This window comes from Amycolatopsis sp. NPDC089917 (genome assembly GCF_040684635.1).
Taxonomy (GTDB): Bacteria; Actinomycetota; Actinomycetes; order Mycobacteriales; family Pseudonocardiaceae; genus Amycolatopsis.
The window spans coordinates 111410-132401 of the sequence record NZ_JBFBGL010000007.1 but is presented as its reverse complement, the minus strand read 5'-3'; the positions used below and the strand labels follow the sequence as shown (position 1 = coordinate 132401).

Here is a 20992-nt window from a genome sequence, read left to right as displayed (position 1 = left end):
CTTTTGGGGGGGGGGTCCGTTTTTTAGGGCGGTTGGTGTCGGGGTGGGGTGTTTGTTTGGGGTTTTGGCGTTCAACCCGAATCGCCACTCACGACCCACCGGACCGACAGCCGGCTATCACCCCACCCTCAGCCCCAGCACAGGAACCGGGCGCACTCTGGAAACAGGCGATCACCCCGGGGTGAGGAGAAGACCATGAGGGAGCTTCCACACTGGCACAAGGCGAGCGCGCGGGGTCCGCGCGAGCACAACGCGGACGCCGTCGGGGCGTACGCGGCGGCGGGCGGGGCGGGAATCGTGTTCGCGCTGGCCGATGGAGTCGGAGATCACCCGAACGCGGCACACGCGGCACGGACGGCGGCTTCGGCGGCTGCACGGAACCCGGTCGGGCAAGGTGCGATCGCGGCGGTTTTGGCTGCTCAACGCGCTGTGCGCGCCCTCGGCGGGGGCGGTGACTGCGTCCTCGTCGTGGCCGTCCGGACCGACGCGGGGTATGGCATCGCGTGGACCGGGGACGCGCGGGCGTACGCTTGGGACGGTTACACCGTGCGGCAGGTGACGAAGGACCATACGCTCGCGCAGTACTTCCGCGACCACGGCCAGCCCGTGACACCGCGGATGGAACACGTCGTCACCACCAGCGTCCGCACGGCCGGTGCTCACGAGATCGGCTCGGCCACCGTCACGACCGGCGGTCTTCTGCTCACCAGCGACGGTGTGCACAAGACGCTCGGCAGGCAGGCCATGCTCGACATCCTCGGGATGCCGGACGGGGCGGCCGCGGAGCTGGTGCGCGCGGCGATCTCGCTCGGTGGATGCGACAACGCCACCGCGATCGTGGTGGATCCGCCCCGCGCGGATCTCGCCACGGAGAAGCTTCGCGTCGCGGCCTGAACCGGGCGGTCAGGCCGCGACGCGATCCCTTTTCAGCTGCCGGTACTCGCGCAGCACCAGCACGACGATCACGACGTCGAGCGCGGCGAAGAACGGCAGCGCGAGCGAGTGCGTGTGGATCGCGCGGAAGATCTCGTAGACCACGAACGCCGAGAGCACGACGGCGGCCACCGGGTAGGCGCGCATCACCTTGCGTGCCAGCGCCCAGACCAGGCCGAGCTTGATGAGCCCGTGCACGAGGAGATACACGACGGCGAAGGTCCGGCCCTCGACGAAGTGACCGGCCGCGAGTTCGAGGTGCCGGGCCAGCGTCCCCTCCGGGTCGCCGAGCAGGTCACGGGTGACCACGGCGTGCGCGAAACCGGTGACGGCCGACGCCGGGACGATCATCAGGACGAGCCCGCCCACCAGCTGCAAGGCGCCGTCGAGGCCCTTCAGGGTGATGGCGATCCGGAACAGCTTCTCGGTGTTCATGGGCGCTCCCTCCGCGACCACCTCACCCTGCCGCACCCGTTCGCGGCCCGCAGTCGCCGTCACCTGGACGACTTACGCCGTGTAGGTGATCCGTCCGTTCATCACCGTGGCGGTGACGGGAATGTCGCGCAGTCCTTCCGGGGACAGCCGCGACGGATCCACCGCGGTGACGACCAGGTCGGCGACGTCCCCGACGGCCACTCCGGTCCGGCCGCCCGACGACGCCGCGAGCGCGGCCTCCAGCGGCATGGCCTGCTCGGGATGCCACGCCGGACGGTGGTCGTCGGTACGGCTGACCGCCGACGCGATCGCGTCCCACGGGTCCAGCGGCGCGACCGGCGCGTCCGAGCCGAACTCCAGGGTGACCCCGGAGCGATGCAAAGCGCCGTAAGGGAAAGCCCGATCGGTCCAGCCGTGCCAGTGCCGATCGGCGACGTCACGGTCGTCCGGCTGATGGGCGGGCTGCACGCTCGCGACGACACCCAGTTCGGCGAAGCGCGCGACGTCCTCGGCACGCAGCAACTGCGCGTGCTCGATGCGCCCCGCGCAGCCGACGTGCGCGAAGGCGTCGAGCGCGATCTTGTTGGCGTGGTCGCCGATCGCGTGTACCGCGGGAATGAGCCCGTTCTCGGAAGCCTTGCGCATCAACGGTTCCAGCTCCTCAGGCGGCAGTTCGAGCAGCCCGTGGGAGTCGGTTCCGGCGTAATGCCCGACGCAGTACGCCGTCCGGGTGTTGAGCGAACCGTCGACGAACAGCTTGAACGGGCCGACCGTGAGCAGTCCGCCGGTGTCCTCGATGACGTCGCCGCTGCGGTGACCGCGTTCGACGGCGGTCTCCAGCAGGTACTTCGCGATCACGCAGGAAACCCGGACCGGCAAGGGTTTCCTGGCCAGCCGTCGCCGCCAGTCGGTGACGGTGTCGGCGTACTCGTAGTCGACGATCCGGGTGACGCCGCGGGCGGCCGCCGCGGCGAGCGCGTCGGCGACCCAGCCGTCGATGACTTCGGCGGGCGCGACGGGGAGTTCGGCGGTCGCGCTCATGCAGTCGTTCTCCAGCAGCACACCGGTCGGGTGCTCACGGCCGATGAGCTTCAGCGCGGCGGGGCTGAGCCACAGCGTGTGGAGGTCGGCGCTGAACAGGGCGACGGGATGTCCGGGAAGCGCCTTCTGCAGCAGGTCCTTGTGCGGGGCGTCGGGCCAGAGGCCGTCGCGGAAGCCGGCGCCGAGCACGAGTTCGCCGGGAGGCACGGGATGCGCCAGCAGATGGGCGAGCACGAGCTCGACCGTGTGCGCGGCGGACGTCGCCTCCCCCAGCGGGATCCGGCGGCGCGCGGCCGACCACTGCGCGGTGTGCACGTGCGCGTCGACGAGACCGGGCAGCAGCGTGCCGCCGTGCCCGTCCAGGCTCTCCGACGCCTCACCCGCTTGCCCGGGCCCCGCGATGGCCGCGATCCGGCCTTCTCTGATCAGTACGTCCGACAGGGAACCCGCCAAGCCGACCCGGACCCGGCGCACCAGAAGATCGTCCACGCACTCACCTTGCCAGGCGGGCCGCGTTCAGTCTCCTAATTGCGGGCGAAGGTGAGCTTTCCGAGCGCGGCGACCAAAGGCGCGAGCTCGGGGAGTTCCTCGGCGGCGGCCAGCGCCTCGGTGAGGACGGCGTCGTGCGTCGGCCGCGCGGCCGCGAGCAGTTCCTGCCCGGACGGCGTGACCTCGGTGTAGATCCCCCGCCGGTCGTCCGGGCACAGGTACCGCTGCAGCAGCCCCCGGCCCTCCAGCCGCGTGACCAGCCGCGTCGTCGCCGACTGGCTGAGCACCACGGCGTTCGACAGCTGGTTCATCCGCAGGTGGAAGCCGTCCTGACGGCCGAGCACGTCCAGCACGGTGTACTCGGTGACGGACAGTTCGTGCTTCTGCGCCAGCGCGCGCTCCAGCGCGTCCTCGATCCGCGCGTGGAGCGCGGCGAGGGTCCGCCAGCCCTGCGCGCGTGCCTCCACGGCGTCGTCGGCCAGTGACACGGTTCACCTCTTCCCCGGTTGCCCGAGCTTCGTTGCGTCGTGCATCATCAGCGTGTGCAATATACGGCGCGTGCAACTATTTCGGACGCTCGTAGTTGCCGACGCCAGTTAACACCACTCTACGGGAAGAAGTGAGCCTTCAATGCCTGCCGCTCTGCTCGCACTGGCGATCAGCGCCTTCGGTATCGGCACCACCGAGTTCGTGATCATGGGCCTGCTGCCCGAGGTCGCGGGCGACTTCGGCGTCTCGATCCCCTCCGCCGGGCTGCTGATCTCCGGATACGCGCTCGGCGTCGTGGTCGGCGCCCCGCTGCTGACCGCGCTCGCGTCGCGGGTGCCGCGCAAGACGGTCCTGGTCGGCCTGATGGTCCTGTTCATCGCCGGGAACGTCGTTTCCGCGCTGGCCCCCACCTACGGCCTGCTGATGACCGGCCGCGTGGTCGCCGCGCTCTCGCACGGAGCGTTCTTCGGCGTCGGCGCCGTCGTCGCCGCCTCGCTGGTCGCACCGGCCAGACAGGCCAGCGCAATCGCGATGATGTTCACCGGGCTGACCGTCGCCAACGTCCTCGGCGTGCCCGCCGGGACCGCGCTCGGCCAGGCCCTCGGCTGGCGTTCGACGTTCTGGGCGGTCAGCGTCCTCGGCGTGGCGGGCCTGATCGGGATCCTCACCCTGGTCCCCGCCCAGGCGACGACGCAGAGCGCGGGACTGCGCAGCGAACTGGCCGTGTTCCGGCGTCCGCAGGTATGGCTCGCGCTGGCGATGACCGCGCTCGGCTTCGCCGGGGTGTTCGCGTCCTTCACCTACATCGCCCCGATGATGACCGAGGTCGCGGGCTTCTCCCCCGGCGCGGTGACCTGGCTGCTGGTGCTGTTCGGCGCCGGGCTGTTCGTCGGGAACCTGCTGGGCGGCAAGGCGGCCGACCGGTCGCTGATGCCCAGCCTGTACGTCATCCTCGCCGCGCTCGCGGCCGTGCTGGTCGTGTTCGTCTTCACCGCGCACGCCCAGCTCCCCGCCGCGATCACCATCGCCGTCTTCGGCGCCGCCGGTTTCGCGACCGTCGCGCCGTTGCAGGCCCGCGTCATGGACAAGGCCGAAGGCGCGCCCGCGCTGGCCTCGGCCGCCAACATCGCCGCGTTCAACCTCGGCAACGCCGGGGGCGCGTGGCTCGGCGGCAAGGCCATCGACGCCGGTCTCGGCTACACCGCGCCCAACTGGATCGGCGCCGCGCTCGCGCTCGCCGGACTGCTGGTCGCGGTCATCTCAGGCATGCTCGATCACGGGCGGCGAAAGGCTCGTCGCGCCGAACTGGCCCCCGCCGCCTGACCCATCAACACCCACGAAAGGAACGCAAGTGACCGACATTCCCACCGTCAAGCTCGACAACGGGGTGGAGATGCCGCAGCTCGGGTTCGGCGTCTTCCAGGTGCCGGACGAGGAGACCACCGCCGCGGTCAAGGCCGCGCTGGACGCGGGCTACCGCAGCATCGACACCGCCGCCGTCTACGGCAACGAAGCCGGCGTCGGCCGGGCTCTCGCCGAGTCCGGGATCGCCCGCGACGAGCTGTTCATCACCACCAAGCTGTGGAACAGCGAACAGGGCTACGACGCCACGCTGAAGGCGTTCGACGCCAGCATGGCGAAGCTGGGCCTGGAGCGGCTGGACCTCTACCTGATCCACTGGCCGACGCCGGAGCGCGACCTCTACCGCGACACGTGGAAGGCCTTCGAGAAGCTCTACGCCGACGGCCGGGTGCGCGCGATCGGCGTGTCCAACTTCCAGCCCGCCCACCTGGAGCGGCTGCTCGACGCCGGTTCCGTGACCCCGGCGGTCAACCAGGTCGAGGTGCACCCGTACCTGCAGCAGGCCGAGGTGCGCGAGTTCGACGCGAAGCACGGCATCGCGACCGAGGCGTGGAGCCCGCTGGCCAAGGGCGGCGACCTCCTCGGCGAAGCCGCGGTGACCGCGCTGGCTTCGAAGCACGGCCGCACCCCGGCGCAGATCGTCCTGCGGTGGCACCTGCAGCTGGGCAACGTCGTGATCCCGAAGTCCGTGACGCCGTCGCGGATCAAGGAGAACCTCGACGTCTTCGGATTCACGCTGTCGGACGAGGACATCGCCTCGCTGTCCGTCCTGGACCGGGGTGAGCGGACCGGGCCGGATCCCGACACTTTCAACGTCGCGTAGCACCAGCCTCGTGAGCGGTAAGGATGGGTTGGAACCGTCCTTACCGCTCACGACGCCTTGGGCAGCCGGTTACTATTCGGCCGCACTGACGGCAGTTGTGCGAAAAGAGGTAACCGGACGATGCAGGCCCGAGGACGTGCCGTCCTCGCGACACTTCTGCTCGTGGCGTTCCCACTGGTGGTCGTCGCGGTGGGTGTCGCCAGCGTGCTGGCCGGCCTGCGACTCCCGGGCAAAACGGGCATGTACGTCATGCTCGGCGGGCTCGCGATCATGATCGCGCTCGGCTTCGGGCTGGTGAGCGCGTTGCGGGCACGACGTCCCCCGATCGAAGGGCCGCGGCTGGACCGCGACGCCCATCCCGCGTTGTGGGAGATGGTCGACGAACTCGCCGCCCAGGTGAAGACGCGGCCGCCGGACGAGATCGTGCTGATCGGCGAGATCAACGCCGCGGTCAGCGAGGACGCCCGGTTCCTCGGCCTGCGGCCGGGCCGCCGCACGATGCTCATCGGGTTGCCGTTGCTGGCCGCGATGAGCGTGAGCGAACTGCGCTCGGTGCTGGCGCACGAACTCGGTCATTACAGCGGCGGCCACACCCGCCTGCTCGCGCTGACCTATCGCGGCACCCAGACGCTCGCCTTCACCGTCGACAGGCTGGACGGCGGCCCCGCCAGGGCGTTGCTCTCCGCCTACTCGAAGCTGTACCTGCTGGTCGCGCGGTCGGCGAACCGGCGGCAGGAACTCCAAGCCGACGAGGCGTCGGTGCTCGCCGCGGGAAGCCGGACGGCGGCCGCGGCGCTGCGGAAGGCCGCGACGCTCAGCCCGCTCTGGAAGGACTACGCCGAGCGGTACCTCTCACTCGGCGCGACGGCGCGGCGCACGCCCGCGGTGCTGCTGGGGTTCCGTTCGTATCTCAACCACCCGGTCCAGCGGGACTGGATGGCCGAGTACGCCGAAGACATCCTCGACGGCGAAGAGCTGTCGAAGTACGACAGTCATCCGCCCACGAAGCGCCGGATCGCCGCGCTGGCCGGGGTGCCGGACAACCCGGTGAAACCGGACGCGCGGCCGGGCTGGGCGCTGCTGGGCGCGCCGAAGGTCGACGTGCCCGAGGCGGAACTGGACGTGCTGATCCGCGACGTCGGGCCGCGAGCGGACTGGGACGAGGTCGTCAAACGCGCGGGCCGCGCTTCGGTCGCGGAGGGCGCGAGGCTGCTGACCTCGGCCGGAATCGAGAGCAGACTGGCCCCTCGCGGCACGATCGGCGAGGTCGTCCGGGTCCTGCGGGACGGCGACGCCGACGCGCTCGCCAAGCCGCTGCGGACCTCGTCCCGCGAAGAGGGCCGCGAGCTGCTGGCCGAGTTGTTCGCCGACACCGTCACCGCCGCGATGATCGACAACGGAGTCGCCGCGCACCGGTTGAACTGGGGCGGTGGCTGGGAACTGTGCCTCGGCGACGGCGAGCCGTTCGACGTCGTCGAGCTGGTCGCCCCGGCGGTGCGGAGCCCCCGCGCGGTCGACGAACTGGTCGGCAACCTGCAACTGCTGAACGTGCCGGCCGGGTACTTCTGCAAGCAGGAACCCCACCGGGAACCGGATCCGGCCGACGCCCGGATGCTCGGCATGTTCACCGCGCTGAAGACCAAGCGGAGCCTCTACGACCTGATCGTCTGCGACACCGAAGTGGTGCTCCTGCCGATGGCGCGCTCGGTCCTGATCCGGCGTCGTCTCGCCGGGTTGCTCGGCGCGCGCGGGGTGTCGGACCGCAAACGGATCCGGAAGCTGCGGGAACGTGGCCTCGACGACCTGCGCGCCGAACCGGGCGCGCGGCGGATCCCGTTCGCGGACATCGTCGCGGGCGGTTTCCCCCGCCGGAAGCTGACCGAGTACCTGACGATGGAGCTCTCCGACGGCGAGACGCTGGAACTCGCGATGACCGGCGACACCGAGGACTTCGGGACCGCCCACGACGAACTGACGGCGGTCTTCAAGTCGCTCAAGGCCTGATGGCGACTCGTATTCGCTTACCCACGGGTGTGGTCGACGCTACCGGTCCTGACCGGCACGACCTCGAGCCGGCAACCGCCCCAGTCGCAGGTCCGTGAAGGAGGCCTTCACGGACCTGCGACTGCGACGGGCGGCGGGCAGCGGACACCCCGCTAAGGCTTGACCGCCACGCCGCCGAGACTCAGGTGGTTGAGCTGGGTCAGCGGGGCGAGGCGCGGCCCTTCCGGCCACCACTCGTGCAGGTGCACCAAGCCGGGTTCGAGGAGGTCCAGCCCGTCGAACAGCGACTCGATCTCGTCGCGGCTCCGGTGCACCGTGGGATAACCGATGCCGGCCATCAGGCCGTCGAGTTTCCGCGCGAACTCGCCGCGCGGGCCGGCGCCGTCGGTGTAGTAGTGCGTGAGCAGCAGGTACGACCCGGGCGCGAGCACGTCGAGGTAGCCGTGGACGACGGCCCGCGCCTCGTCGAGGTCTTCGATGTGGTGCAGCACCGCGTTGAAGAGCACCGCGACCGGGCGGTCGAGTTCGAGATTGTCGGCGATCACCGGATCGCTCAGCGTCTTCTCGGGATCGCGCGGATCCGCGCCGCTGACGTGCACGAGATGATCTTCGAGCAACGCCAGTCCGTGCGCCTGGACCACCGGATCGTCGTCGACGTAGATGACCAGCGCGTCGGGGTTGTGCCGCTGCGCCGTCTGGTGCGTGTTCTCGACGTAGGGCATGCCGGAGGCCAGGTCGAGGAACTGGCCGACCTCACGGGTGCCGGCGAGGAACCGGATCGCCCGGCTCGCCCAGGACCGGAACTCCTTGGCCACCACAGCGCCGTCGGGGGCCACCGTGAGGAAGGCTTCGACGGCTTGCCTGTCGATCTCGTAGTGATCGTGCCCGCCGAGGAGGGCGTCCTTCATGCGGGCGAGATTGGGCTTGTCGTAGTCGAGGGGCGGCAGCGGGCGCCTCGGCGCGGACCGGACCTCGTCCGAAGTCATGGACACGTTCCACCCTTCAGCCGTGCACGGGCGGCGGAGAACGCACCCACGGCTCCCTCGACATCGACGGACCGTACCCAGATTACGACATGGCGTGTGCCCGCGTGAACCTCCCCGAGGCCTTGCCTACCTGCATTTTTCCCGCACAGGGTGACGCGGCGGTCACGCGAAGTCGAGTTCGCGCCACGTGCCGCCGCCGTCGACCGTGCGATAGACGGCGGATCCCCCTTCGGCGTCCGGCAGTCCGTCCACGACCACTCCGACCCGTTCGTCCGGGAAGTCCAGATCGTTGAGGCAGACCCCGCGGCCGCTGAGCACGGTCGTCTTCCAGGTCGCCCCGCCGTCGACGGTGCTGTGCAGGAATCCGGTGCCGCCGCCTTCCGCCGCGACGGTCGCGGCCGTCGGCGAAGCGGCGCTGAAACTCTGGTTGATCCCGAGGACGGGCGCTTGCGCCGTTCCGGTGAACCGCCCGCCGAGCTTCGGTGCCCGCCACAACCGCCGCAGGGTCGCGCCCGGCTGCGGCGTGCCCGGTCCCCCGCTGCACAGCGCCAGCACGCGCCCCCGCCGGATTCCGCTCAACAGGGCCGAACTGTCCGCCGGGCAGGGCGGCGGCGCGGCCGCGAAGGTCAGGCCGTCGGACGAGGTCCAGTACTTCTGGACGCGGTAGTCCGCCCCCATCGACACCTGCACCCCGCCACTGGTGGCGACATCGCCGTAGGTCGCGGAGCCGGTGACGGTGAATCCCGGGACCGGCAGGAGGACCTGGGTGCCGGAAAGCCCGGCGTACAACGTCGTCGTCGACGGGCTGCCGAAACCGGTGACCATCGCGAACACCCGCGGTCCAGCTTCGGTGATTTTCGAAATATAGAAGGGTTCCCGGACCCCGGCGAGCCGGACGCCGGACCATGTGACGCCACCGTCGTGGCTGGACAGCAGTCGGTTGCCGTCGGAGAGGAAGAAGTCGTGTTCGTCGATCACGGCGAGTTCGACCTGATTGTGGTTGTCCGGCAAGGAGATCGGCGGGGCACCGACGCGCCGCCACCGTTTCCCGCCGTCGGTCGTCGACAGCAGGGACGCGCACCAGCCCGGTTTCCCGCAGGGCGAGTAGCCGAGGACGAACCCGCGCGAGGGCCCGGTCCAGCTCGTCGACGCGGGCGCGAAACCCTTGGGTACCAGCGAATCCGCGGCGGCGGACGGGGTGCAGACGGCGAGGGCGGTCAGTGCGGCGGCGGCGAGCGCGGCCCACCGGTTCGGCTTCATGACATCGGGACGTCCGGCCCCCGCGGGGGTTGTCCGCCGTTCGGGGTGAACCCCCAGATCATCTCCGGTACGCTCTCAAACCTTGTTTCGCCCGGGGCCGGACCGGGTACTCGGCGTTCGGCCGGTGAGACGGAGGTAGCACCGATGGACGACACGGGTTCGCGCGATGACGACGAGGAGCCCGATGGCGGGACCACGGAACGCCGTTTCAGCCTGAACGTGCACGATCCGGACCATTTGCCCCGCAAGCTCGCCGGCCGCTACGAGGTCGGGGATCTGCTCGGCCGCGGCGCGACCGCGCGCGTCTTCCGCGCCCGTGATCTGCTCGAACGGCGCGAGGTCGCGCTGAAACTGTTCCACGCCGACACGATGACCCGCGACGAGCGCCGCCGGGAACAGGAGATCCAGGCCCTCAGCGCGGTGCGTCATCCCGGGCTCGTCCCGCTGTACGACGCGGGCTCCGGCGACGGCTACACCTACCTCACGATGCGCCTGGTCGAGGGCCCGAACCTGGCCCAGCGCCTGCGTTCCGGCCCGCTGTCCCAGGACGCGGTCGTCGAACTGGCCGCCCGGCTGACCGACGCGCTCGCGCACGTCCACGCGCACGGCATCACCCACCGTGACCTGAAACCGGCGAACATCCTGATGGCCGACGACGGCCCGCTGATCGGCGATTTCGGCGTGGCGCACGCCTTCGACGCGACCAGGGTGACCGAGACCGGCGGCGTCGTCGGCACGGCGGCGTACATGGCGCCCGAACAGGTCCGCGGTGAGAACGTCGGCCCGCCCGCCGACATCTACGCGCTCGGCCTCGTCCTGCTCGAATGCCTCTCCGGGGAACGGGAGTACGGCGGAACGCCGGTCGAGGCGGCGGTCGGACGGCTGCACCGGCCGCCCCGGATCCCGTCCGGACTGTCGGTGACCATGACGACGCTGTTGCGCGGCATGACCGCGCAGAGGCCGGCACAGCGCCCGACGGCGGCGGCGATCTCCCGGATCCTGCTGGAGGACTCCACCGGAACGAAGGTCGTGCGCATCGGCCCGGGCGGCCGCAAGCGAGCGGCCGTGGTCGCCGCCATCAGCGCGCCCGCCGCGGCGATCACCGTCGCCGTCCTGCTGGCGGTCAACCAGACCGCGGCGAACCCGACCGTCCAGCCGGGTGCCGTGCTTCCCCCCGCACCGACCGGAACCTCCGCTCCGGTGGCGGCTTCGGGACAGCAGGCCTCGGAAGCCGTGGAGGTGCCCACGCAGGGCGCGAAGGTGACGCGCGGCACGGTCGTCGTGACCGAAGCGGTCCCGGTCACCGTGAATCCGTCCCGCACCAGCGAAAGCGCCAGTGTCATAGCGCCGAGCGAGACGAACGCCTCCACCGGCGACCCGAGTGCCTCGGACAAACCGAGCAAGACGAAGACCAGGACCAAGACGAAGACCAGGCCCCAGCCCCCCGGTTGAGCACCCGCCCGACCGGCTGTCCACTGTGGACGATGATGGGAGACGGCGATGACCTATCTCAACGACCCGCGTGAACCGCAGGAAGAGATCGTCGAGCGGACACCCGCCAGGATCCGCGTAGTGCGCGTCGTCAACGCCCTCGTCCACGCGGTGTGCTGGATCTTCGCACTGGTGCTGATCGTGCACATCCTGCTCGTGTTCGGCGAAGCCAATCCCGGCAACGGATTCGCGCAGCTGATCGACCAGTGGTCGCGCGGGGTCTCGCTCGGGCTGCGCAATCTGTTCACCCCGGACGGCGTCAAGCTGCGGACCCTGTTCAACGACGGTCTCGCCGCGTTGCTGTGGCTGATCATCGGCGGCGTGGTGACCGACCTCGTCTCGCGGATCGGTTTGCCCGGCCCGAAACGGGTCTGGTACCGGCGGCCGCTCAGCTGAGCGAACCCGGTTTCCCCGCCGGGCCGTCACCGGCCTGGGCCTGCTCGGCCCGGGCGTCGGTGACGTCCGGTGTGGCCTCGGCGTCCGCGGGCTGCTTCCGGTCCTGATCCTGCTCGTGTTCGGTCTCGAAATGCTCGCGGCACCACCGGCCGTAGCGTCTGGCATGCACGGTCATCGCGGCACCTCCTCCTCTGCCACCACGATCCCCCATCCCTGTGACGCGCGCCACTAGTTATCCGGGGTCAGCGGCCGAATTCGGTCACGATCGCGGCGCAGAACGCGGGCAGGTCGCCGGGGTTCCGGCTGGAGATCAGGCCGTTGTCGTTGACGACCTCCTGGTCGACGACCGTGCCGCCGGCGTTGCGGATGTCGGTGCGCACACTGGGATACGACGTGAGCGTGCGGCCGCGGACGACGTCGGCCTCGACCAGCGTCCACGGTCCGTGGCAGATCACCCCGACCGGTTTGCCGCTGTTCACGAAATCGCGGACGAAGCGGACCGCGTCCTCGTCGGCGCGCAGATTGTCCGGGTTCATCGTGCCGCCGGGCAGCACCAGCGCGTCGAAGTCGTCGACCGTGACGTCCTTGACGACGAGGTCCACGGTGAACTTGTCCGCCTTGTCGATGTCTCCGTTCATGGCCTGGATCTCGCCGGGTTCCAGCGAGACGACCTCGGCGGTCGCCCCGGCGTCGGTGACCGCCTTGCGCGGTTCGACCAGTTCGATCTGCTCCACGCCGTCCGCGGCGAGGATGGCCACGCGGCGCCCTTTCAGCGTTTTCGCCACTGCGTTCCTCCCTGAGTAGTCCTCGCTTCCGGACTACCCCGGGCCGGGCCCGCCGAACCATGGGTATGAACCGCGATCACCCCGGGTATTCGCGGCGCATGCGACTTCGGCGAGCGGACCTCGGGTCCCCCGGCATCCGGAGGCGGCGCAGAGGTCGTGGCTTCGGCTACCTGACCCCGCAAGGCGAGCCGCTGAAGGACAAGCAAACGCTTGAGCGGATCACGGCGCTGGCGATCCCTCCCGCGTGGCGGCGGGTGTGGATCTCTCCGCACGAGAACGCCCACGTCCAAGCCGTCGGGGTGGACGACGCCGGGCGGAAGCAATACGTCTACCACGGTGAGTGGCGGCGAGCCCGGGATGAGGAGAAACACGAACGCGTTCTCGTGCTGGCACGGAAACTGCCCAAACTGCGCGAAGCGGTACAAGAGGATCTCGACGCGCGCGGCCTGAAGCGGCACCGCGTACTCGCCGGCGCCTTGCGCATGATCGACCTGGGCGTCTTCCGCACCGGTGGCGAGAGTTACGCCGACGAGCACGGGACCCATGGCGTAGCGACATTGCTGTGCGAGCACGTCGAACTCCGCGACGAATGCCTGGTGTGCGACTACCCCGCGAAACACGGGATCCAGCGCAAGGTCCGGCTGCCGGACGAAGCCCTGGTGCGGCTGGTCCGTTCCCTGCGCCGCGCGCGCGGCGGGGGCTCCCGCCTACTCGCGTATCGCGACGGTGACGGCTGGCACGAGGTCAAGGCCGACGACATCAACGAACGGCTCCGGGAACTCGTGGGTGAGGGCTTCACCGCGAAGGATCTGCGCACCTGGAACGCCACGGTGCTCGCCGCCTCCGCCTTCGCGGACTTGGAGAAGCCGTCGAGCGAACGCGGCCTGAAGCGAGCCGAAAAGACCGTGATGGCCGAAGTCGCCGAAGGCCTGGGCAACACTCCCGCCGTCGCCCGGCGGTCCTATGTGGACCCGCGGGTGATCACGGCGTACCGCGAAGACCGGACCATCGCCCGGGCGAAGAGGAGGGCGGAGAAGGCGGCCGGTCCGAACGAGGCTCGCGACATAGTGGAGCGTGCGGTGGTGCGTCTACTGAACGGGACGTGAAGCCTCGATGGCGAGGACGGCGATGTCGTCGTGCGTCCCGCTGCCGAGCCACTCCCGCACCGCGGAGCGGACGCGCCCGACCACCTCGCGGCCGGACAGTCCCTGGCAGCCGGTCAGCAGGTCGCGCAGCCGCTCGTCCCCGAACAAGTCCGAGGGGCGCTCGTGATGCCGCGCTTCGGTGATCCCGTCGGTGTAGAGCAGGCAGACGTCGCCCTCGGCCAGCCGGACGGTCGTCTCGGCGAACCGGGCCTGCGGGGAGATCCCGACCAGCGTGCCGGGCAGGGTGATCTCGTCGACCCCGCCGTGGCGGCGCACCACCAGCGGCGCGGGATGCCCACCGGAGGCCAAGGTCACGCCGAGGCCGTCTTCGCCCGCCATGACCGATCCGAGCACCAGCGTGGCGAACCGGCCGCTGCCCCCGGTGATCAGCAGGGAGTTGAGCAGGCTCAGCAACGTCGTGTTGTCGTGCTCGACGAGATCGAGCGCGGCGAGGGTCTGGCGGACCCGTCCCGTCAGCGCGGCCGCCTCGGCGCCCTTGCCGCAGACGTCGCCGAGGACGAACATCGCGCCGCCGCCGTCGCGCGTCAGGACGTCGTAGAAGTCGCCGCCGACGTCGAGCAGCCCGCCCGACGGCTCGTACCAGACGTCGAACTTGACGCCGGAGACCTCGGGCGGCGGCGTCGGGCGCAGCGTGGTCTCCAGGCCGCGGGTGGCCTCTTCCTGGCGGGCGTAGCGGTGCGCGTTCGCCAGCGCCGTCCCGGCCGCGCGGGCGAACTCGGTCACCGCGCGCGGGTGGTCCTCGCCGAACGCGGGCGCGCCGCGTCTGGCGAGCACGACCGCACCGGTGACCCCGGCGCCGCCGTCGGCTCCCAGCGAGACCACGGTGACCGACGAGTGGGCGGCGAGCCGCTCCGCGACGACGGCGGGCAGCGTCGCGACCTCTTCCTCCGGAACCGTCTTGGCCTCGGGTTCCTCGGTGGACGCGAACGTGCTCGCGAGCACCGGCGCCAGCTGGGCCGGGACGCGGCGGATCCGGCCGTGCCCGTGGTGGGTGCGGTGGTCGCAGCTCCACCACTCCCACCGGCCGCGGGTGGTCGGCAGGAGAACGAAGACGCAGTCGGCGAGTTCGGCGGCGGCGAGCTCGGCGATCACCTTCGCCGTCCCGTGCCGTCCGCGGGCGGAGGCCAGGCGGGGCCCCGAGGAGGCGAGGAAGCCGTCCACGCGCGGTCCGTCGGCCGCGACCGCGGAGGTCACCGTCCACGCGTGCCAGCCGCCGGGCAGCGTCCGGATCCGCGCCGGGAACCGGCGGCCGGTGTGCTCGACGTGGCCGACGTCGGGACCTTCGGCGGTCAGCACCGGGCGGCCGCCGCCGAACAGCTCGCGGGCGGCGGGATTCGACCAGCGCAGCGCGCCGCCGACGTCCTGCACGAGCACGGCGTCGCGGACGTCTTCGAGCAGCTCGCGCCAGAATCGGCCGGATTCGGGCAGCGCGCTCTCACTCGTCGTGGGCGACGGCTCCGAGGGGAGCGACGTCGAGGCCGGGGCCGGCCGTGACACCATTCCCGGACCTCCTCCTGCCTGGCGGGTAGCGCAGCGTGAGCGGGCGGACTGGCTCGAAGTGTAGGTCGAATCATGGCACGCTGATGCGACGACCATGGCTTGGCATGCGTGGTGGAGAGGGTCGACACAGATGACACAGCATTCCCAAAGGCATCGGACCCCCGGGGAAGGTGGTGGCGGCCAGGTGGACGAAGCGACCCTGGAACGCCTGCTCGCGGCGGCTCGTGACCTCGGGGACGGCAACTTCCGGCGCCGGTTCGTGGCACACGGCGACGGGCTCGCGGCCCAGCTCGCGGGTGCCTTCAACGACATCGCCGAACGCAACCAGCGGCTGGTGACCGAGCTCCTGCGCGTCCGCGAGGCGGTCGGCAAGGAAGGCAGGCTCACCGAGCGCGTCGCGGCCGAGATCGGCCCCGGCGGCTGGGCCACCGCGGTCGACGTCGTCAACGGGCTGATCGAGGACGTGAGCAGGCCCACAGCCGAGCTCAACCGGGTTCTCGGCGCGGTCGCCGAGGGTGATCTGTCCGAGCCGATGCCCCTGGAGGTCGGCGGGCGGCCGCTGCAGGGTCAGTTCGCCGAGGTCGCGAAGACGGTCAACGGCCTGATCAAGCAGCTTTCGCGGTTCGCGACCGAGGTCACCAGAGTGGCCCGCGAGATCGCGACCGAAGGACGGCTCGGCGGCCAGGCCGAGGTCCCGGGCGTGGCGGGCACCTGGCGTGATCTCACCGACAACGTCAACGTCATGGCCAGCAACCTGACCGACCAGGTCCGCAACATCGCCCAGGTCACCACCGCCGTGGCGCGGGGCGATCTGACCCAGAAGATCAACGTCGACGCGCGCGGCGAGATCCTGGAGCTCAAGAACACCGTCAACATCATGGTCGACCAGCTCTCGTCCTTCGCCGACGAAGTCACCCGGGTCTCGCGGGAGGTCGGCAGCGAGGGTCGTCTCGGCGGCCAGGCGCAGGTCCCCGGCGCGGCGGGCACGTGGCGTGACCTCACCGACTCGGTGAACCTGATGGCCGACAACCTGACCGACCAGGTCCGCAACATCGCCCAGGTGGCCACCGCGGTCGCGCGGGGCGACCTCTCGCAGAAGATCAACGTCGACGCCAAGGGCGAGATCCTCGAACTCAAGAACACCCTGAACACCATGGTCGACCAGCTCTCGTCCTTCGCCGACGAAGTCACCCGGGTGGCGCGCGAGGTCGGCAGCGAAGGACGTCTCGGCGGCCAGGCCACCGTGCCGGGCGTGGCGGGCACCTGGCGCGGGCTCACCGACTCGGTGAACCAGATGGCGGACAACCTGACCGACCAGGTCCGCAACATCGCCCAGGTCACCACCGCGGTGGCCAAGGGCGACCTGACGCAGAAGATCACGGTCGACGCGCGCGGCGAGATCCTCGAACTGAAGACGACCGTCAACACGATGGTCGACCAGCTCTCGTCGTTCGCCGACGAGGTCACGCGGGTGGCGCGCGAGGTCGGCACGGAAGGTCAGCTCGGCGGGCAGGCGCAGGTGCCGGGCGTCGCCGGGACCTGGCGCGACCTCACCGGGTCGGTCAACTTCATGGCGAACAACCTCACCGCGCAGGTGCGGAACATCGCCCAGGTGGCGACGGCGGTGGCGAAGGGCGACCTGTCGCAGAAGATCGCCGTCGACGCCAAGGGCGAGATCCTCGAACTCAAGAACACCCTGAACACCATGGTCGACCAGCTGTCGGCGTTCGCCGACGAGGTCACCCGCGTCGCCCGCGAGGTCGGCAGTGACGGGCGGCTCGGCGGTCAGGCCACCGTGCCCGGCGTGGCCGGGACCTGGAAGGACCTGACCGACAACGTCAACTTCATGGCGAACAACCTGACCGACCAGGTCCGCAACATCGCCCAGGTCACCACCGCGGTCGCAAAGGGCGACCTGACGCAGAAGATCATCGTCGACGCGCGCGGCGAGATCCTGGAGCTCAAGAACACCGTCAACATCATGGTCGACCAGCTGTCAGCGTTCGCCGACGAGGTCACCCGGGTGTCCCGCGAGGTCGGCACCGAGGGCAAGCTCGGCGGGCAGGCGCAGGTGCGCGGTGTCGCCGGGACCTGGAAGGACCTCACCGACAACGTCAACGTCATGGCCACCAACCTCACCGACCAGGTGCGGAGCATCGCCACGGTGACGACGGCGGTGGCGAACGGCGACCTGTCGAAGAAGATCGCGATCGACGCCCAGGGCGAGGTCGCAGTCCTCGCCGAGACGATCAACAGCATGGTCGAGACGCTGCGGGCGTTCGCGGACGAGGTCACCCGGGTCGCGCGCGAGGTCGGCACCGAGGGCATCCTCGGCGGCCAGGCGCGCGTGCCGAACGTGGCGGGCACGTGGAAGGCCTTGACGGACAACGTGAACGTCATGGCCGACAACCTGACCGGCCAGGTCCGCAGCATCGCGACGGTGACCACCGCGGTGGCGCAGGGCGATCTGTCGAAGAAGATCGACATCGACGCGCGCGGCGAGATTCTCGAACTCAAGACGACCATCAACACGATGGTCGATCAGCTGTCGGCGTTCGCCTCCGAGGTCACCCGGGTCGCCCGCGAGGTCGGCACGGACGGCACGCTCGGCGGCCAGGCGGAGGTGCCCGGCGTCGCGGGCACGTGGTCGCGGCTGACCGAAAGCGTGAACCAGCTGGCCGGGAACCTGACCACGCAGGTGCGGGCGATCGCGCAGGTGGCGACCGCGGTGACCGCGGGCGATCTGACCCGGCACATCACCGTCGACGCGTCCGGGGAGGTGGCCGAGCTCAAGGACAACATCAACCAGATGATCGCGAACCTGAAGGAGACCACCCGCGCGAACCGCGAACAGGACTGGCTCAAGACCAACCTCGCCCGGCTGTCCGCGCTCATGCAGGGTCACCGCGATCTCGCGTCGGTGGCGTCGCTGATCCTCAGCGAGCTGACCCCGCTGGTGTCCGCGCAGCAGGGCGCGTTCTTCCTCGCCCGCGAAGACGAGCAGGAAGAGGTCGTTCTCGAAAGCATCGCCACCTACGGGCTGGCGAAGTCCCAGGCGGGCCTGCGGTTCTCCGCCGGCGAGTCGCTGATCGGGCAGGCCGCGGTCGACCGGCGCACGATACTGGTCCACGAGGCCCCGCCGGAGTACGCGCTGATCTCGTCGGGGCTGGGTTCGGCCGCCCCGGTGAACGTGATCGTGCTGCCGGTGCTGTTCCAGGGCGAGGTGCTCGGGGTGCTGGAACTGGCGACGATCAACGCCTTCAGCACCGTGCACATCGACCTGCTGGAACAGCTGAAGGAGACCATCGCGGTCAACGTCAGCACCATCCAGTCGAACTCGCGCACCGAGGCGCTGCTGACCGAATCCCAGCGCCTGGCACAGGAACTGCGCGCGCGGTCCGAGCAGTTGCAGGCGCAGCAACGGGAACTGCGCCGGTCCAACACGGATCTCGCGGAGAAGGCGGCACTGCTGGCCCAGCAGAACCGCGACATCGAGGTCAAGAACAGCGAGATCGAGCAGGCGCGGCAGGAACTCGAAGAGCGCGCCGGGCAGCTGACGATGGCGTCGCAGTACAAGTCCGAGTTCATGGCGAACATGTCGCACGAACTACGGACCCCGCTCAACAGCGCGCTGATCCTCGCGAAACTGCTGTCGGAGAACCCGGACGGGAACCTGTCGGAGAAGCAGATCCAGTTCGCGCGGACGATCTACTCGGCGGGCAGCGACCTGCAACAGCTGATCAACGACATCCTCGACATGGCCAAGGTCGAGGCGGGCCACCTGGACCTGCAGATGTCCGACGTCACGCTGCCCGAGGTGGTCGAGTACGTCGAATCGATCTGCCGTCCGCTCACTTCGGACAAGGGCCTGGAGTTCGCCGTCCTGATCGACCCGCCGGTGCCGTCGTCGATCCACACCGACGAACACCGCGTGCAGCAGGTGCTGCGGAACCTGCTGTCCAACGCGGCGAAGTTCACCGACGAGGGCGGCGTGCGGCTGCACATCCGGATGGCCGACCCGGGCGAGGTCGAAGCCGACTCGCTCCGCCAGGCCCCCGGCGTCCTCGCGTTCGCCGTGGAGGACACCGGGATCGGCATCGCGCCGGACAAACTCGCGATCATCTTCGACGCGTTCCGCCAGGCCGACGGCACCACGAGCCGCAAGTACGGCGGCACCGGGCTGGGCCTGTCGATCAGCCAGCAGCTGACGGAACTGCTCGGCGGCGAACTGCGCGTCCGCAGCGAACCCGGCAAGGGCAGCACGTTCACCCTGTACCTGCCGGTGAGCGCGGCGAACCTGGTCGTCCCGGCCACGAAGGCGAGCGGGGTCCCGCTGATCATGGCCGTGCCGCAGGTGATCCCGGTGTCGCCGTCGCTGCGGTTCCACGGCGAGAAGATCCTGATCGTCGACGACGACCTGCGCAACGTCTTCGCGCTGGCCGCCGTTCTGGAGCGCAACGGCCTGGAGGTCATCTACGCCGAGACCGGCGTCGCGGGCATCCGGGCGCTGGAACGGCACGAGGACACCGCGCTCGTCCTGATGGACGTGATGATGCCCGAACTGGACGGCAACGCCACGATCACCGCGATCCGGGCCGAGGCCGCGCACGAGGACCTGCCCGTGATCGCAGTCACCGCGAAGGCGACCGCGGAGGACAAGGCGCGAACGCTGGCTTCGGGCGCGGACGACTACGTGACGAAGCCGGTGGACACGGACAGGCTGCTGGACCTGATCGCGGTCCACCTGGAGGCCGATGCGGCCTCCAGCGGCCTCTCGCAGGCCGTGACGCCCGCCGCCGGCGAATCCGAGGTCAGCGCGGACTGAGGCGTCGGTCGGGGTGGGAAGGCGTGACTCGCGTGATCAGACACGCGACTCGCGTGATCAGACGGAACCGGCCCGACAGAAGGTATCCGAGAGACGGTTGGCCCGGACACGAAAGACCCGCAGGCCAGAGGGCCTACGGGTCTCGTTCGAAGCGGTGGAGCGGGTGACGGGAATCGAACCCGCGTAGCTAGTTTGGAAGACTAGGGCTCTACCATTGAGCTACACCCGCGTGCCCCCGGAGTACCGGGTGCGAAAACAGCTTAGCGTGACCCGCTAGGCTGTGCGCACACCCCCCGGCAAGATCGGGGAGTCACGGGATGTGGCGCAGCTTGGTAGCGCATCCGCTTTGGGAGCGGAGGGTCGCAGGTTCAAATCCTGTCATCCCGACTCAAGGTCTTCGACCTGCGAGTTCACCGGCCGTCCGGGCCGGTGCGAAGTCCGCGCGGCACTCGGTGATCCTTCGCTTTAATGGATTCATGGAGATCCGCAAGGCACTCACCTCTGATGCCCACGCCGTGACCCCCTTGCTCGCCCAGCTGGGCTACCCGGACAACCAGCCCGAAGACGTGCGCCGCCGGCTCGAACGCTGGGCCGGTCATCCCGAGGGTGCCGCGTTCGTCGCCGTGTCGGGCGACGGCGTGATCGGCGTCATCGCGGTGGTCGCGATCCCGCTTCTCGAACGGGACGGCGCCGTGGGCCGGATCGTGGCCCTGGTGGTGGACGAAAACCAGCGCCGGACCGGGGTCGCACGCGAACTGATCGCCGTGGCCGAAGAGCAGGCGCTGCGGTGGGGCTGCCGCGCCATGGAGGTCAGCAGTTCCCGCCGCCGGATCGCCGCGCACGCCCTCTACCGGGCACACGGGTACGAGGACCGCTGCGAGCGCAGCGCCAAGTTCTACCGCGAGCTGACCGCCTGACCCTGCTTGTCACACCGGCACAAATCACCGCTCGGGCGCCGGTGAGGTTTCTCCGTCAGTCACGAAGACGCGGGCCACGCCACGGAAACA

Annotated in this window: 17 protein-coding genes and 2 tRNA genes; 10 read left to right on the top strand and 9 right to left on the bottom strand. The window is 70.1% G+C overall.

Going from position 1 to position 20992, the window contains the following annotated elements:
* Nucleotides 1-195 precede the first annotated feature (195 nt).
* The gene (locus AB0N89_RS08060) at nucleotides 196-894 is read left to right on the top strand and encodes a serine/threonine protein phosphatase (RefSeq protein WP_364201496.1); all 699 of its coding nucleotides are present in this window, start codon (nucleotides 196-198) and stop codon (nucleotides 892-894) included.
* 9 nt (nucleotides 895-903) lie between these two features.
* Here AB0N89_RS08060 and AB0N89_RS08055 read toward each other — a convergent pair whose 3' ends face one another.
* The 3 genes from AB0N89_RS08055 to AB0N89_RS08045 all read right to left on the bottom strand — a co-directional run bounded on the left by AB0N89_RS08055 (nucleotide 904) and on the right by AB0N89_RS08045 (nucleotide 3386).
* Nucleotides 904-1368, bottom strand: coding sequence for a DUF2127 domain-containing protein (locus AB0N89_RS08055; RefSeq protein WP_364201494.1), 465 nt, complete (start codon nucleotides 1366-1368; stop codon nucleotides 904-906).
* A 72-nt stretch (nucleotides 1369-1440) separates the two neighbouring features.
* Nucleotides 1441-2898, bottom strand: a complete 1458-nt coding sequence (locus tag AB0N89_RS08050; RefSeq protein ID WP_364201491.1) for an amidohydrolase family protein — start codon at nucleotides 2896-2898, stop codon at nucleotides 1441-1443.
* Nucleotides 2899-2933: 35 nt separating this feature from the next.
* Entirely contained in the window at nucleotides 2934-3386 is a 453-nt protein-coding gene (locus AB0N89_RS08045) for a MarR family transcriptional regulator (protein WP_364201488.1), read from the bottom strand.
* A 142-nt stretch (nucleotides 3387-3528) separates the two neighbouring features.
* Here AB0N89_RS08045 and AB0N89_RS08040 point away from each other — a divergent pair, with 142 nt between their 5' ends.
* The 3 genes from AB0N89_RS08040 to AB0N89_RS08030 all read left to right on the top strand — a co-directional run bounded on the left by AB0N89_RS08040 (nucleotide 3529) and on the right by AB0N89_RS08030 (nucleotide 7576).
* A complete protein-coding gene (locus tag AB0N89_RS08040) occupies nucleotides 3529-4710 on the top strand; it encodes an MFS transporter (protein WP_364201485.1) in 1182 nt (393 codons plus the stop codon).
* A gap of 28 nt (nucleotides 4711-4738) precedes the next feature.
* Nucleotides 4739-5572: an aldo/keto reductase gene (locus tag AB0N89_RS08035; protein ID WP_364201482.1), complete on the top strand. Its 834-nt coding sequence runs from the start codon at nucleotides 4739-4741 to the stop codon at nucleotides 5570-5572.
* Between the two features lie 162 nt (nucleotides 5573-5734).
* Nucleotides 5735-7576 carry a M48 family metalloprotease gene (locus AB0N89_RS08030; RefSeq protein WP_364201479.1) on the top strand — a complete coding sequence of 614 codons (1842 nt, stop codon included), beginning with the start codon at nucleotides 5735-5737 and terminating at the stop codon, nucleotides 7574-7576.
* Nucleotides 7577-7728: 152 nt separating this feature from the next.
* On the opposite strand, the gene AB0N89_RS08025 is transcribed toward AB0N89_RS08030, so the two are convergent.
* Together AB0N89_RS08025 and AB0N89_RS08020 are read right to left on the bottom strand one after the other, a co-directional pair.
* On the bottom strand, nucleotides 7729-8562 hold the full coding sequence (locus AB0N89_RS08025) for an SAM-dependent methyltransferase (protein ID WP_364201476.1): 834 nt from the start codon (nucleotides 8560-8562) through the stop codon (nucleotides 7729-7731).
* A 162-nt stretch (nucleotides 8563-8724) separates the two neighbouring features.
* Nucleotides 8725-9822, bottom strand: a complete 1098-nt coding sequence (locus AB0N89_RS08020; RefSeq protein WP_364201473.1) for a hypothetical protein — start codon at nucleotides 9820-9822, stop codon at nucleotides 8725-8727.
* Nucleotides 9823-9966: 144 nt separating this feature from the next.
* On the opposite strand from AB0N89_RS08020, the gene AB0N89_RS08015 reads away from it, so the two are divergent.
* Together AB0N89_RS08015 and AB0N89_RS08010 are read left to right on the top strand one after the other, a co-directional pair.
* A complete protein-coding gene (locus AB0N89_RS08015) occupies nucleotides 9967-11274 on the top strand; it encodes a serine/threonine-protein kinase (RefSeq protein ID WP_364201470.1) in 1308 nt (435 codons plus the stop codon).
* A 48-nt stretch (nucleotides 11275-11322) separates the two neighbouring features.
* Nucleotides 11323-11709 carry a hypothetical protein gene (locus AB0N89_RS08010; RefSeq protein WP_364201467.1) on the top strand — a complete coding sequence of 129 codons (387 nt, stop codon included), beginning with the start codon at nucleotides 11323-11325 and terminating at the stop codon, nucleotides 11707-11709.
* Here the strand turns inward: AB0N89_RS08010 and AB0N89_RS08005 are convergent.
* Both AB0N89_RS08005 and AB0N89_RS08000 read right to left on the bottom strand, forming a co-directional pair.
* On the bottom strand, nucleotides 11702-11884 hold the full coding sequence (locus AB0N89_RS08005; protein WP_364201464.1) for a hypothetical protein: 183 nt from the start codon (nucleotides 11882-11884) through the stop codon (nucleotides 11702-11704). The two genes, AB0N89_RS08010 and AB0N89_RS08005, sit on opposite strands and share 8 nt — an antisense overlap.
* A 67-nt stretch (nucleotides 11885-11951) precedes the next feature.
* Nucleotides 11952-12494 (bottom strand): type 1 glutamine amidotransferase domain-containing protein, encoded by a 543-nt coding sequence (locus AB0N89_RS08000; protein ID WP_364201462.1) that lies wholly within the window; start codon nucleotides 12492-12494, stop codon nucleotides 11952-11954.
* A 98-nt stretch (nucleotides 12495-12592) separates the two neighbouring features.
* Here AB0N89_RS08000 and AB0N89_RS07995 point away from each other — a divergent pair, with 98 nt between their 5' ends.
* On the top strand, nucleotides 12593-13600 hold the full coding sequence (locus AB0N89_RS07995; RefSeq protein ID WP_364201459.1) for a DNA topoisomerase IB: 1008 nt from the start codon (nucleotides 12593-12595) through the stop codon (nucleotides 13598-13600).
* Here the strand turns inward: AB0N89_RS07995 and AB0N89_RS07990 are convergent.
* Nucleotides 13583-15160, bottom strand: coding sequence for a SpoIIE family protein phosphatase (locus tag AB0N89_RS07990; RefSeq protein ID WP_364201456.1), 1578 nt, complete (start codon nucleotides 15158-15160; stop codon nucleotides 13583-13585). The two genes, AB0N89_RS07995 and AB0N89_RS07990, sit on opposite strands and share 18 nt — an antisense overlap.
* 184 nt (nucleotides 15161-15344) lie before the next feature.
* Here AB0N89_RS07990 and AB0N89_RS07985 point away from each other — a divergent pair, with 184 nt between their 5' ends.
* The gene (locus AB0N89_RS07985) at nucleotides 15345-19985 is read left to right on the top strand and encodes a HAMP domain-containing protein (RefSeq protein WP_364201453.1); all 4641 of its coding nucleotides are present in this window, start codon (nucleotides 15345-15347) and stop codon (nucleotides 19983-19985) included.
* A gap of 155 nt (nucleotides 19986-20140) precedes the next feature.
* On the opposite strand, the gene AB0N89_RS07980 is transcribed toward AB0N89_RS07985, so the two are convergent.
* Nucleotides 20141-20214 (bottom strand) — tRNA-Gly (locus tag AB0N89_RS07980).
* An 84-nt stretch (nucleotides 20215-20298) separates the two neighbouring features.
* Between AB0N89_RS07980 and AB0N89_RS07975 the strand changes: the two genes are divergently transcribed.
* Nucleotides 20299-20372: transfer RNA gene (locus AB0N89_RS07975), tRNA-Pro, on the top strand.
* An 89-nt stretch (nucleotides 20373-20461) separates the two neighbouring features.
* Nucleotides 20462-20902: a GNAT family N-acetyltransferase gene (locus AB0N89_RS07970; RefSeq protein WP_364201450.1), complete on the top strand. Its 441-nt coding sequence runs from the start codon at nucleotides 20462-20464 to the stop codon at nucleotides 20900-20902.
* Nucleotides 20903-20992 lie beyond the last annotated feature (90 nt).